Source organism: Paenibacillus sp. fava2, from assembly GCF_058313675.1.
This window is the reverse complement of record NZ_CM177755.1, coordinates 3,555,130-3,567,499: the sequence shown is the minus strand read 5'-3', so window position 1 is coordinate 3,567,499 and position 12,370 is coordinate 3,555,130. Positions and strand designations below refer to the sequence as shown.

The following is a 12,370-nucleotide window of genomic DNA, read 5'->3' as shown; positions in this document are numbered from 1 at the left end:
GGTTTGCCGTGTATGATCAATCCTATGAAACGTATTATCTATCCTTGCCTGGAACGGTTACGTCCCTCCTGATAAACAGCCAGCGCCCAGACCAGAACAAACAAAGGAATAAAAATATACCAGGGAAGGGTTACAGTATCACCGATTATAAACGAAATAAGAAGTAGGACCGCTATGACAATAATGGAATACAGCACGCCTCGTCCAAAAGTTCTCATTTTTCCCGCCTCCACTTCATTCAGGTATATCCAATATTACCCAAACCGGAGAAAATAACTCTGAAAGACGGGAATATGTAATGTAGCTGTTATTTCGGCAATCCAAAAGTATAGACCGGGTACTGTTCTGTTCAAAGACCTGTCATTAAATGTCAATATTATCCTTCACAACCTTCTTTTCTTAAACCAGAAATACAACAGAGCACCCAATACCAATACAAGAAAAGTTGCTGCAATCAGCATTGGAAAGTTAACAGAAAAGCCGAAGTCGCCTTGGAGCAGAGTGTCTTTTGACGGATCAGGCTCAACCGATAGACCATATTTATCTATTAACTCGGCTTTTCGGTCTTCCGTAAGATTGTTTACCGCATTTCCCACATCCATCATCCTCTCATCAACATGCATTAGTACAGCTGGATTTAATACTTGTTCGTTAAAAGTATCCTTAATTCCTTCAATAAAAATAGAGCAGCCTCAGACCGCAAGCCGCTCCTCTTAGCCTTATGTAGTTAAGCCAGATCTATTAACTCAGTACCGCAATACCAGTACAAACCGCATCCCCTCCGCATAAGCTTCACCGTAAATATCCCCGTCCATCTTGCGCATCAGCTGGCGGCAAATGAACAGGCCCAGGCCATTGCCCTGCTTGCCGGCGCTGTTCGAGCCGCGCCAGAAGCTGGCGAAGATATGCGGCAGCTCGATGGCCGGAACGGGAGCGCCGGTGTTCTCAATAAGGATCAGCTGGCGGTAATCCTCTTCCCGGAAGCTGATTCTAATTAGCGTGCCGTCCCCGTATTTGATTGCATTCTCCAGCAGGTTGTCCACAACCTCCAGCAGCTTATCCGGGTCCCCAAGCAGCAGCTTGTCTTCAGGTTCACCCACTTCAAAACGGATTTTGAGCAGTTCAAGGCGCTCCTTGTAATGCTCCGCCACCCGCCTGATCCAGTCTTTCAGGTAAAATTCCGCTGCGTGCACCTCTGTCTCCTGCAAAGATGACACGGATGCAGAAATGATGCTGCTGATCATCTCCTCAATCTGTCCGGCCTTTTGGCCGATCAGGCTGGCGGATGCCCTGCACTTGTCTTCGTTGTCATAGAGCCCTTCCGCCAGCGCACTGGAGTACAGCTTAATCGCAGCGACCGGTGTTTTGAGCTCATGCGACAGGGAGGCGATCAGAGTCTGGCGGTCTTTTTCCAGCCGCAGATTGGTCTGCTTCTGCCGGTCCAGCGTCTCGCGCAGCAGGTTTAGCCCCCAGACAAATTTGCCAAAAAACCTGCTTTTGCTCTCCTTCATGTCCTGAGTCAGATTGCCTTTGGATAATGCGTAAGGAAGCTCCTCAATCGTATGGAACGGCCTGATGATCTGCTTGCGGATGTACATAAGCAGGCCGCATATGGCAGTAAGTACTGCACCAAGCAGTATGACCGTCAGCAGAAGCAGAGGCGAACGGCTTGTACCTGACGCATACTCCAGCCTCAAATAACCTGCCGGCTCATCTCCACGGTATATAGGTTTAACAGTATACTCGGCATTGTTCTGCACACCTGTGCCGTCAAAAAATCCGCGTACGGCCTCCGGCTCTGCATTCCATTCAAGCCATGCAGCATTTCGCACATAGGTGTATCCGTCCAGCTTAAGTGCACCGGGCTCACGCCGGTCACTTACCTCCCGGGTAATCCGGTTGACCTCAATCCGGTATGCTTTGTCTCCTGAGTCTCCTGTCAGCTTGAAGCCATAGGCGGTAAACAAGGCAATCACCGCGATACCGATACTTATCGTGCAGAGAATCAGCCGGTCAAACCGCTTCATACTTGTAGCCTACTCCCCACACTGTTACAATCCGTTTCGGCTGCTTCGGATTAAGCTCAATCTTTTCCCGCAGCTTGTTAATATGTACAGTTAGCGTAGACGGCTCGCTGAAGCTGTCCGCTCCCCACACCTGCTCGAACAGCCACTCCTTGCGCAGCGCCTTACCCCGGTTATTCAGCAGCAGCACCAGCAGCTCATATTCCTTCATTGTCATGGACACCGTAGCTTCCGCCAGAAACACCTGCATGGAGGAGCGGTTGACCAGGAGGTCGCCGTCTGTCAGCAGCTGCCTGTTGTCATTCATCTCATAGCTCCGGCGCATATGCGCCTTTACTTTGGCAATCAGCAGCTGAATGGTAAACGGCTTTTCCAGATAATCGTCTGCCCCCAGCTCCAGCCCGATAATCTTGTTGTCATCTCCGTGCCGGGCACTCATGATGAGAATCGGCAGATTGTATTTTTCCCTGGCCAGCCTGCACACGGCAAAGCCGTCGATCCCGGGCAGCATAATATCGAGCAGCAGCAGCTTCACTGCCTCGCTGTCCAGAAGCTCCAGTCCCTCTTCGGCACTGGAAGCAGATGCTACAGAGTAGCCCTCCGCCTCCAGAAAATCCCGTATAACCGCAGACAATTCCAGATTATCCTCAATGACCAAAATATCAGCCAATGCCATCCCTCCTGTACTTTCTATCTCTCTAAGGCAGGCAAGGCGGCAATTAGCCGACACTGATTCCCCCGCCTACCAGCCCTGCTCCATCAGCCACTCATTCAGCCTGCGCTCCCGTTCTCTGACGCCCTCCGCCTCAGCAAATTTGCCAAGCTTCAGCTCGCCCTGGATGTTGCCGTCCACCATATAGAGCACCTTATCGGTCTGCGCGGCTACCTTCACATCATGGGTGACGATCATGATCGTCGTACCTTCCCGGTTGATCCGGCACAGCTCCTCCATCACTTCCTTGGCGGCTTTGGAGTTCAGTGCCCCGGTCGGCTCATCGGCAAACAGCATCCTGGGAGCGTTGATCAAAGCCCGGCAGATACAGGCCCGCTGCAGCTGTCCGCCCGACACCTCGGCAATGTCATGTCCGGCAATTTCGATAATCCCCAGCTTGCGCATCAGCTTGTCGGCATACTCGTTGATGTCACTGCGGCTGCGGTTATCTCCTTTGCCCTTAATCGCCTGATAGCCCGATAATATGATATTATCATAGACCGACAGGTTGCCGAGCATATACATTTGCTGAAAAATAAAACCCATCTCATGCAGCCGGACCTCTGCGATCTCATTCTGCGACAGCTGTGACAGCTGCTTCCGGTTAAACAGGACCTCTCCCGCTGTCAGGCGGTCCATCCCGCTGACCGTATATAGCAGGGTAGATTTGCCGGAGCCGGAAGGTCCCATGATCGACACAAACTCTCCCTCATGCAGGGTGAAGTTAATATTCCGCAGCACATTATGCTGACTTTTGTTCACGATATAGGTTTTGCACAGATTGGTAACTTCAAGTATGGTACTCATCGTTTCATTCCTCCTGATTATTCTTTATTCATATTCCAGACATGGATGTGTTTAATTTGTCCGCAGCTGGTATATACCGCCGTTACCACTACAGCCAGAATCACCAGCGGGTACAGCACGTAAACCTGCAAAGGCATAATCTGAAAGTGAAGCTCAGTAAGCCCGAACATTCGGAAGACGAAGCCGAACAGCCGTTCACCGAGAATATTGGCTCCCAGCACGCCTATAATCAGCGAGCCTGTCAGCAGAATCATAATCCGCAGCACCTGCCACAACCGGATCAGACCGTCTGTAAAGCCAAGGCTTTTCATAACGGCAATGCCCTGGATCTCTTTGCTGATAAGCAGCCGTACAAACAGGCTTGTAATAAAAAAGATAATCAGGCACACAATGACCGTAAGCAGGCCGATGACGCTTTTTAGCTGACCGATAAAGCCGCCGATAACCTCCTTCAGCATTTCATCAGCAGTCTTAATTTCGTACTGGCTGAATAACCGCTTCATCTCTGCCGTGATTGCAGCCTTGTCCTGATCCGGTGCATGAATCATGCCGGTAATCATATAAGATGTTGTCATTTGCGGGTAGAATTCCCCGGCCAGCCGGACCATATAGCCTTCATTCGAGATGGCCTGAAAAATACCGGTGATCAGGAAGGAATGCTGCTGGCCGTCTATTTCAAATACAATAGAATCACCAAGCATTTTGTGATAGACCTCTGACATAATGCTGGTAATCGCTATTTCATTAGCCAGCTCAGGAGCCGTTCCCTGCAGATACTCAAGATTGGCCGCAGGCTCGTTTTTCGTGCCGGATATACTTCTGTTGCTCTCGCCGTCCTCGGAGATATACTTTGTCAATGCCGTGTATTCCAGTGAAAGCTCCACATCGAACTTCTGCTCCTTAAACTGCTGCTCTACCTTCGACAGCTCCCCGCGGATCTCATTCAGCGGTTTATCAGCCACGACGGCTTTCGTATAGAAATCCGCTTCCGTTGTTCCCAGATAGCTTATGAATTTCGGTGTGAGGATCGTATTGGTCAGATTGATAGGGATAATGATGATAGCTGCGCTAAGAATAAAGGTGAGGATTAACGTGGTATAGCTTTTCAGCCGGCTTACAACATCGCTCATTGCCAGAAACAGCATCGGATACAGCCGTTTGCTGCGGTGAAGATGGAACCTGCGTGAAGGCTTGAACCTTTCGCCGGTATGGCCCTGTCTGATCGCGTCGATCGCAGAGGCTTTATTAATTTTGCGCATACACAGGATACAGAACAGCAGGGTCAGCAGAACAATTGCTATTGCACTGATTATGGAAATGATAATGTTGGTTATGCCACCGGGTAAAATAATGTATTCTGCTGTTTTACGGGACATAAGGGCACTCAGCGGAAAGCTGCCAATTAGTCCGACGGCTCCGCCTATGACAGCAAGGCCTGAATATTTGGCCAGGTACAGCCCCTTGATCGATCCGTTCTTAAAGCCGATGGCCTTCATCACGCCGATCTCCCGGTATTCATCCTGCAGCGTAGACACAATGGTGAATCTCAGTGTTATAAAAGCTATGAAAATCAGAAACAGGCTGATTACAAACAGCATGGCGGAAATGATCTGATCCGTCAGGAAAGAGGTTTTTACAAGCCCCTTGTCGACCTGAAAATTCGCCTGCAGATCCTCCTTGGCAAAAGCTGCCGTTACCGCTGAAGACTCCACTCCTTTAGCTGCCATAAAACTATACTGCACCGAGATTGCTTCCTCAGGAAGTGTGCTCTGAATGGCAGTAAAATCCTGCTGCGAAATCATCAGCCGTTTCAGCCCCATCAGGTCGGCTCCCAAAAAGGCGTCTTTGAAAAATTCTGTTACTGTAAAGCTTTTGGAGATGCCGTCAAAATTCATAGTGATGCTGTCGCCAAGCTCCATGCCGGTAGCATTTCTGATGCTTACCGGTATGCCGATCTCGCCTGCATCCAGCTTAAACTGCTGATCGTCCTGGCTGAAGATCAGATTAACCTTGTCAGGCAACGTCGCCAGTGTAAGCACCAGATTGCTTGAAAAGCCGTTCCGGCCGGCCGGCAGCTTAATCTGCTGGCTGGTTACACTGATCTGCGGCTCGGAGTATACCTCACCGATAATAGGCTGATTACCGGCCCAGTCTTGAATCTTTTGCCTGTTCTCCGCCGTATCGGGAATGGTGATACTGTGGTCCGCGACATTGCTCTTGTCAATAAAATACCCGATGGCCGATGAGGTGGTGTACATCAGGTTTGTTCCGCTCGCCACCAGGGCTGTAGCCAGTGTGATCAGCACGAGCAGCACGATATTCATCGTTTTTTTGCGCCGCAGATCCTTTTTCAGAATGTTAAAAAACACGCTTCGTTCCCCTTTCTCATATCCTCTGAAGTGATTATAATGGGGAAGTTATTAAATAATCCTTAACTGGGGGGGATTTTGACGATGGAGACGGATTTGAGATACCCGATTGGCCCGTTTGAGTATGCCGGTGAGATTACCGCTAATGTTACCACCGCGTGGATCAAGCAAATTGAAGAATTACCGGGACTATTGCGGGAGGCTGTAAAAGAGTTGAATGATGAACAGCTGGATACCCCATATCGTCCGGGCGGATGGTCGGTGCGGCAGGTTATCCATCATGTTGCAGATAGTCATATGAATGCTTATGTCCGGTTTAAACTGGCTCTAACGGAAGACAAGCCGGTAATTAAGCCTTATGAGGAGACAAAATGGGCCGAGCTGCCGGATTATGCCTTACCGGTTGAGCCATCCCTTTTGCTCATCGAAACCTTGCATCAGCGCTGGGTAACCGTTTTGCAAGACCTGACTCCTGCCGATATGGACAAAACCTTTATCCATCCGGAATCCGGTGTAGTTTCATTAGGCAGAAACATCGGCATTTATGCCTGGCACGGCAAGCATCACCTTGCCCATATTACCTCGCTATGCAGCCGCATGGGCTGGTAAACAACCCGATACATCTAAAAAAAACCTGCCCGGGAAAGTGGATAATCCATTCTGATCATCCAAACCTAAGGCAGGTTTTGTATGTTACTGCTGTTTCACAAATTCATAAAATGCCAGGGCCTGCTCCCAGTCCGTAAAGCCGGCCTGGGCCAGCTTGTCGCTGCCGCCGCCTTTACCGCCGAAGCTGCCGAGGTGCTCCTTAAAGAACGCGCCACAGGACAGCCCGGCATTTCCGCTCTGCGCGAACACCAGTTTATTCTCGGCTGCTGACAGCAGCAGCACCGGCAGATCAGTCAGCGCAGTCAGCTTGACCGCAAGGCTCTGAAGATCCTTGAGTGATTTCTGTTCATAAGTCTGCGCGATAATCCTGCTGCCTTGCTCCTGCGCCGCCAGCAGTTCGCCTGCTGCATAGCCGTCATTCTGCTCTTTAAGTGCTGTAAGCTCGGCCTGAAGCTGCTTTTGCTCCTGTTCCATCTTTTCAATCCGGTCCAAAATCTCGTCCTTGCCGGTATTGAATTTGGCGGACAAGGCGCCCAGAATACGCACATTGTCATTGAACTCGGCCAGTGCGCGGCCGCCGCATTTGAAGGTCACCCGGATGTTCCCCTTCTGCTTGTCCGCTCTCAGCAGCTTGATCATCCCTATTGCTCCGGTTGAAGGGACATGAGTACCTCCGCAGGCGTTATATTCAATTTCTTCAATTTCCACGATCCGGATATTCTCAGTCACTGTAGGCTGCTTCACCAGCGGCAGGCTGGCCAGCTCTTCACCGCTCACGAAATAGCTGGTAATACTGCGGTTCAGAACAATCTGCCGGTTAACCTCGGCCTCCACCTCCAGCATTCTGGCCGGTGACAGCTCTGTCAGCTCAACATCAATAGTCGCGTAATCAGCTCCGAGATGGAAGCTTAGCGTCATCGCCCCGCACAGCTCGCGGAATACCGCAGACAGCAGATGCTGCCCGCTGTGCTGCTGCATATGATCAAATCTCCGCTCCCAGTCGAGCCTGCAGCTGACTTCAGCGCTTCCGGGAAGACTCTCCACCTTGTGGAACACTTCGCTTCCCTCAAGAATGACATCCAGCACCGGAATGCCGCCGATGGTGCCGGTATCGCAAGGCTGCCCGCCGCCATGCGGATAGAAGGCTGTCTGCTCCAGGACAAGATACAGCCCCTCTTCTTTTTCCTCAATCCGGCTGACTTTTGTCTCCCACTCCTGTATATAAGCTGATGCATAATATAATTTATCAGTCATTTGTCTGCTCCGCTCCGTTTCTGTTTACAGCTCCGGCTCCGGCTGGTCCGAATAACCGTTCCATAATGATATAGTCTTTACCGCCTTTAGTGAACGACTGCCCCGTTGCAGCCAGTCCGAACTTCTGATAAAAAGGGGCTTTATTGCTCCGTGCATTGCAAAAGATTCTGCGGACTCCGCGCTGCGCCGCCGCCGCAAGCACATGCTGCAGCAGCCTGCTGCCATAGCCTTTGCCCTGCTCGGACTCCAATGTCGCGAATTTACGGAACTGTGCGTCCTCGCCTTCAATAAATAAAGAAACAACGGAAATCATCCGCTCACCGTCGAACAGCCCGTAATGCTTCCCGGCATCGTCATCAGCCAGCTTCACATAATCCAGCTCCCGCTCCGGCCACATGACCTCATGCCTTAACTGCCATGCCTGTTCCTTAGGTATGAACCTTATGTCCATATTTCCACCTCTATCTCGCTCTGTTTAGTGCATCGTATCCCATATCTGTTTGCCGATCAAGATCACTGTTACCGCAATGAACAAAGGACGGATATATCCTGCTCCTTTGCGGATAGCAACCTTAGAGCCGAGTATAGCGCCGATAACCATCGGTACACCAAGCACCAGACCATAGGAGTAGCTCACCGAGCCCAGCGCAACGAACGTAAGCAGACTGGAGATATTGCTGGCAAAATTCAGCACCTTGGCATTGCCGGCTGCCGTCACGAACTCAAAGCCCAGCATCAGAAAGGCAAAGATCAGAAACGATCCCGTCCCCGGACCGAAAAAACCGTCATAAAACCCGATGATCAGGGCGACCACCATGCCGGTCAGTCTGGTTTTTTTGCTGCTGCCCGAGAAGGTGGACACATCACCCCAGGATTTTTTGAACAATGTATAGAGCGTAATCACCACCAGCATCACGATGACCAGCGGCTTCAGAAATTCTGAAGGCACCTGCCGGACGGTAAAAGAGCCAGCAACCGCCCCCGCAATAGAGAAAGGTATTAACAGCCTGATGAGCTGAAAGTTGATTTTACCGGATTTAATAAAGGAAGCTGTACTGGTAAAAGAGCACATGGTGCCAGCCAGCTTGTTCGTTCCTAGCAGAAGATGCAGCGGAATGCCCGCCGACAGCAGCGCCGGAATTGAGATCAGGCCGCCGCCGCCCACTACAGAATCAATAAAACCGGCCAGAAAGCCGCAAACCACTAAAACTATGATCATTCCAGTACTAATATGATCCATCCCCGGCCTCCTGCTATGTAGACAATGAGTATATTAAACCTGTAATCTGGAAGGCTTGTGTAAGCTTAATCCCAGCCGTATTCCACAAACCATTCCCCGCATCCAAAGGCATCCAGCGCTTTTGTCATGAATGGAAGGGTATTGTCCGGGAGCTTGTTCAGGTCAAACCAGCCCAGCTTATCACATTTGTCCGGCTCCATATTGCTCACTTCCCCCGACCACTCCTCGGCCCGGAAGAAAAAATCAATCCGTTCCGCGTCCGCTGTCTTAATGTGCATTGTCCCCAGCATATGCAAATGTGCCGGATCAATCCGCACCCCTGTTTCCTCCCGCGCCTCCCGGATTGCCGCCATTTGCAGCGTTTCCCCGCCGTCCAGCTTCCCGCCGGGAAAGCCGTAATAACCGTCCATATGTCCTGTATTGAAGCGTCTAAGCAGCAGCACCTTGCCGCCCTGAACCAGCATGATATGTACAACACTGAGCACCCGGAATTCCGCCATATTGTTCTATTCCTCCCTCGTAAAATAAAAAAAGAGCAGCAGGATCATCTCCTGCCGCTCCCTTAAATCCGTATGGATGCAGTAATTACTTATAAGAATTCTGTTCATTCTTCTTATAAGTTGTCTTGTCATCGCTAAGGGACTCCTTGCGGATGTCGAGCTTCTTCTGCTCCATCTGCTGTGCCTGCTGGCTGGTAACTGCCGCATGGTCCAGCTCATCCACAGTGTTCATCAGGTTCTTATCCGGTTTGGCGTGATCTGTCACTGCGCTGCCTCCTTAAGGGTACTAAAAATCGGTTCACCTTATTGTGGCAATGAACAGCCCGGATTATTCGGAATCAACGTTGTGATAGACCTGCTGTACATCATCGAGCTCTTCAAGAGCATCGATCAGCTTCTCAAACTGGGCCTCGGCATCTTCCGGAATCTCCACATAATTCTGCGGTAGCATGGTAAGCTCTGCTACGGTGAATTCCGTAATACCGGCACCGCGCAGTGTTTCCTGCACAGCATGGAACTGGTCAGGCTCGGCGTATACGATGACCGCCTCGTCCTCTTCCAGCACATCGCGCACGTCAACGTCGGCTTCAATCAGCAGCTCCATTACTTCTTCGGCAGATTTGCCTTCAAGGCCGATAACGGCTGTCGGGTCAAACATATACGTTACAGATCCGCTGACACCCATGTTCCCGCCGTTTTTGCTGAATGCGGAACGGACAAGCGGAGCCGTACGGTTCACGTTGTTGGTCAATGCATCAATAATAATCATCGAGCCGCTCGGGCCGAAGCCTTCATAACGCAGCTCTACATAGTTTTCGTCGCCGCTGCCTTTAGCTTTTTCCAGGGCGCGGTCGATAATGGCCTTCGGTACATTATAAGTTTTGGCGCGTTCCAGAACGACCTTCAGCGCACGGTTCGATTCCGGGTCCGGTTCGCCTTTCTTCGCTGCTACATAAATCTCAACGCCGAATTTGGCGTAGACCTTACTTGTATTGGCATCCTTGGATGCTTTCTTCTCTTTAATATTATTCCATTTACGGCCCATAGTGTTCGACTCACTTTCCAACATAAGTTATAAACAGTCCGTTATATTATACCTCTCTTGGGACGATCCCGTAAAGGGCACCGGAGCTCCGTTTAGAAGTCGAGCAGCGCTAGCACGCGCTCTTTGCCCAGTGCCTGAACTAGTACAGGAACCCTTGGACCCTCCGGCTGCTGCAGAATCAGCTGATATAGGATAGTAAACAGCCGCTTCTGATTGCTTCTCATCGTCTTTTTGTCAGCATCGTGACAAATAGCGTACACCTGCTGCATAAATTCTGTTTCATCGGAAAATCCGCTGCGGAGCAGGCCGCAGAATGCCAAAATCCGCTCCCGTTCAGCAGCCTCCAGTGATTGATACAGTACCCGGTCCGGGCTGCTGTTCACTGTTACCAGCTTGTGCGGGGCATAATGTCTGATCCAGTGCTCAGCCCGTTCTGCGGCTTGACGGAATAATGCCTCTTCGCCGGCTTGCACGCCATCCTGAACAAGCAGTCTTTGCAGCAGCCCGCTGTCCCAGTTAAGCAGAGGCAGCAGGGCCGTAATCTGACTGAAGCCCGGTATTTCCGGGTCTTCGGGATTGCGCAGGGCCAGGTCAAGAGCCGCCCGTATGTCCTCACTCTCCAGCTGCCCGGCGGCATTAGCTTTGCGGAACCGCTCGAATTCTGTATAGTTCCGCAGTACATCCTCATCAAGGCCGATGCTGAAGGCCGCATCCGGCTGATATTTGGCGAACATGAACAGGATCGGCTCCGGCCCGTATACCTTCAGCAGATCATCCGGCGTATAGTTATGGCCAGACGAGCTGGACATTTTGGCATGGCTGCCTTTAATGTTGATGAACTCATAAGGAACGTAATACGGCGGCTGGTTACCGAATATTTTCTCCGCGATGACTTTGGCAACATTATAGCTCCCCGTCTCGGAGGAATGGTCACGGCCGCCCGGCTCGAATACGACATCCTCCATCCCCCAGCGCATCGGCCAGTCTATCTTCCAGTGCAGCTTGATGTTCGAAGCCTGCGGAACGTGAAGCGTGTTATAGCAGCCGCATTTGCAGCTATAGATGATGTCCTCCGACTCCCCGTCAAAAGCGTGGACACTGGTCGTATCCTTTCCGCAACGCTCGCAATAGACCTGAATCGGATAAAAGGCTGCCCGTTCCTCTTCAGTAGCTTTGCTCGTTTTGAACATCATCAGAATGTCGTAAATTTCCCCTCTGCTGCGCAGGGCATGGAGGATAGCCTGGTTATACCTGCCTGACTGATATTCACGGCTCTGGTAGATGAATTCGGGTTGGATGCCAAAAGCGCTTAGCGCTTGCTCAAATTCCTGCTCGTAGTGCTCAGCATAGGAAATATGGCTGCCGCATGGACATGGGACCTTGGTGTACGGCATACCAATATACCGCTCATATGAAGCGTCCAGCTGCGCGGGAACCTTGCGGAACCGGTCGAAATCATCCCACGAAAAAATAAAACGAACCTCTTTCCCGGCTCTCTGCAGCGCCTGGGTAACGAAATAGGTGGTGACAATCTCGCGGAAATTGCCGATATGAACCGAGCCCGACGGGCTGATGCCCGACGCGCATACAAAGGTCTGGCACTCAGGATGGCTGCTGATCAAGTTGCTTGCGATTTTTTGTGCCCAATGCATGTTAATAATCTCCTCTGCTCTTTAATAAAAAACAAAAAAGCCCCCGCCTCAAGATTGTCATCTTGAGGACGGGAGCTGTCATAAGCACCGTGGTACCACCTCTGTTCGCGGACATGTCGCCAGGCCCGCCTCTTCGGGTACGGCAATAACGCTTATAC

Annotated in this window: 14 protein-coding genes and 1 other annotated feature (1 of these 15 cut by a window edge); of the genes, 1 reads left to right on the top strand and 13 read right to left on the bottom strand. The window is 51.0% G+C overall.

All coding sequences use genetic code 11. The features are described 5' to 3' along the window. Positions 1-38: 38 nt before the first annotated feature. The 6 genes from AC4G46_RS15425 to AC4G46_RS15400 all read right to left on the bottom strand — a co-directional run bounded on the left by AC4G46_RS15425 (position 39) and on the right by AC4G46_RS15400 (position 5,912). Positions 39-218 carry a hypothetical protein gene (locus tag AC4G46_RS15425; RefSeq protein ID WP_090714123.1) on the bottom strand — a complete coding sequence of 60 codons (180 nt, stop codon included), beginning with the start codon at positions 216-218 and terminating at the stop codon, positions 39-41. Between the two features lie 165 nt (positions 219-383). Further along, a complete protein-coding gene (locus AC4G46_RS15420; protein ID WP_491128703.1) occupies positions 384-605 on the bottom strand; it encodes a hypothetical protein in 222 nt (73 codons plus the stop codon). Positions 606-746: 141 nt separating this feature from the next. Further along, a complete protein-coding gene (locus AC4G46_RS15415) occupies positions 747-2,027 on the bottom strand; it encodes a sensor histidine kinase (protein WP_491128702.1) in 1,281 nt (426 codons plus the stop codon). Further along, positions 2,014-2,700 carry a response regulator transcription factor gene (locus AC4G46_RS15410; protein ID WP_491128701.1) on the bottom strand — a complete coding sequence of 229 codons (687 nt, stop codon included), beginning with the start codon at positions 2,698-2,700 and terminating at the stop codon, positions 2,014-2,016. The genes AC4G46_RS15415 and AC4G46_RS15410 overlap by 14 nt, the downstream gene beginning before the upstream one ends. A 66-nt stretch (positions 2,701-2,766) precedes the next feature. After that, on the bottom strand, positions 2,767-3,543 hold the full coding sequence (locus AC4G46_RS15405) for an ABC transporter ATP-binding protein (RefSeq protein WP_491128700.1): 777 nt from the start codon (positions 3,541-3,543) through the stop codon (positions 2,767-2,769). Between the two features lie 17 nt (positions 3,544-3,560). Then, on the bottom strand, positions 3,561-5,912 hold the full coding sequence (locus AC4G46_RS15400) for an ABC transporter permease (protein WP_491128699.1): 2,352 nt from the start codon (positions 5,910-5,912) through the stop codon (positions 3,561-3,563). Positions 5,913-5,996: 84 nt separating this feature from the next. Between AC4G46_RS15400 and AC4G46_RS15395 the strand changes: the two genes are divergently transcribed. Then, positions 5,997-6,521: a YfiT family bacillithiol transferase gene (locus AC4G46_RS15395; RefSeq protein ID WP_491128698.1), complete on the top strand. Its 525-nt coding sequence runs from the start codon at positions 5,997-5,999 to the stop codon at positions 6,519-6,521. 84 nt (positions 6,522-6,605) lie between these two features. On the opposite strand, the gene AC4G46_RS15390 is transcribed toward AC4G46_RS15395, so the two are convergent. From AC4G46_RS15390 to lysS, 7 genes are all read right to left on the bottom strand, one after another. Further along, positions 6,606-7,775, bottom strand: coding sequence for an alanyl-tRNA editing protein (locus AC4G46_RS15390; protein ID WP_491128697.1), 1,170 nt, complete (start codon positions 7,773-7,775; stop codon positions 6,606-6,608). Next, complete coding sequence (locus AC4G46_RS15385) at positions 7,768-8,226, bottom strand: GNAT family N-acetyltransferase (protein ID WP_491128696.1); 459 nt, start codon at positions 8,224-8,226, stop codon at positions 7,768-7,770. The genes AC4G46_RS15390 and AC4G46_RS15385 overlap by 8 nt, the downstream gene beginning before the upstream one ends. Positions 8,227-8,250: 24 nt before the next feature. Beyond that, entirely contained in the window at positions 8,251-9,015 is a 765-nt protein-coding gene (locus tag AC4G46_RS15380; protein WP_491128695.1) for a TSUP family transporter, read from the bottom strand. A 65-nt stretch (positions 9,016-9,080) separates the two neighbouring features. After that, a complete protein-coding gene (locus AC4G46_RS15375) occupies positions 9,081-9,515 on the bottom strand; it encodes an NUDIX hydrolase (protein WP_491128694.1) in 435 nt (144 codons plus the stop codon). Between the two features lie 85 nt (positions 9,516-9,600). After that, the gene (locus tag AC4G46_RS15370) at positions 9,601-9,780 is read right to left on the bottom strand and encodes a hypothetical protein (RefSeq protein ID WP_039873030.1); all 180 of its coding nucleotides are present in this window, start codon (positions 9,778-9,780) and stop codon (positions 9,601-9,603) included. Positions 9,781-9,843: 63 nt separating this feature from the next. Continuing rightward, complete coding sequence (locus AC4G46_RS15365; RefSeq protein WP_491128889.1) at positions 9,844-10,560, bottom strand: YebC/PmpR family DNA-binding transcriptional regulator; 717 nt, start codon at positions 10,558-10,560, stop codon at positions 9,844-9,846. A 92-nt stretch (positions 10,561-10,652) separates the two neighbouring features. Continuing rightward, a complete protein-coding gene (lysS, locus tag AC4G46_RS15360) occupies positions 10,653-12,212 on the bottom strand; it encodes a lysine--tRNA ligase (RefSeq protein ID WP_491128693.1) in 1,560 nt (519 codons plus the stop codon). A gap of 61 nt (positions 12,213-12,273) precedes the next feature. After that, positions 12,274-12,370, bottom strand: a binding site (T-box leader) (it continues 172 nt past the right edge of the window).

What these genes read in the sequence shown, in the direction of transcription:
- AC4G46_RS15425 (WP_090714123.1), bottom strand. Translation starts at nt 218, where the DNA reads ATGAGAACTTTTGGACGAGGCGTGCTGTATTCCATTATTGTCATAGCG.
- AC4G46_RS15420 (WP_491128703.1), bottom strand. Translation starts at nt 605, where the DNA reads ATGATGGATGTGGGAAATGCGGTAAACAATCTTACGGAAGACCGAAAA.
- AC4G46_RS15415 (WP_491128702.1), bottom strand. Translation starts at nt 2,027, where the DNA reads ATGAAGCGGTTTGACCGGCTGATTCTCTGCACGATAAGTATCGGTATC.
- AC4G46_RS15410 (WP_491128701.1), bottom strand. Translation starts at nt 2,700, where the DNA reads ATGGCATTGGCTGATATTTTGGTCATTGAGGATAATCTGGAATTGTCT.
- AC4G46_RS15405 (WP_491128700.1), bottom strand. Translation starts at nt 3,543, where the DNA reads ATGAGTACCATACTTGAAGTTACCAATCTGTGCAAAACCTATATCGTG.
- AC4G46_RS15395 (WP_491128698.1), top strand. Translation starts at nt 5,997, where the DNA reads ATGGAGACGGATTTGAGATACCCGATTGGCCCGTTTGAGTATGCCGGT.
- AC4G46_RS15390 (WP_491128697.1), bottom strand. Translation starts at nt 7,775, where the DNA reads ATGACTGATAAATTATATTATGCATCAGCTTATATACAGGAGTGGGAG.
- AC4G46_RS15385 (WP_491128696.1), bottom strand. Translation starts at nt 8,226, where the DNA reads ATGGACATAAGGTTCATACCTAAGGAACAGGCATGGCAGTTAAGGCAT.
- AC4G46_RS15380 (WP_491128695.1), bottom strand. Translation starts at nt 9,015, where the DNA reads ATGGATCATATTAGTACTGGAATGATCATAGTTTTAGTGGTTTGCGGC.
- AC4G46_RS15375 (WP_491128694.1), bottom strand. Translation starts at nt 9,515, where the DNA reads ATGGCGGAATTCCGGGTGCTCAGTGTTGTACATATCATGCTGGTTCAG.
- AC4G46_RS15365 (WP_491128889.1), bottom strand. Translation starts at nt 10,560, where the DNA reads ATGGGCCGTAAATGGAATAATATTAAAGAGAAGAAAGCATCCAAGGAT.
- lysS (WP_491128693.1), bottom strand. Translation starts at nt 12,212, where the DNA reads ATGCATTGGGCACAAAAAATCGCAAGCAACTTGATCAGCAGCCATCCT.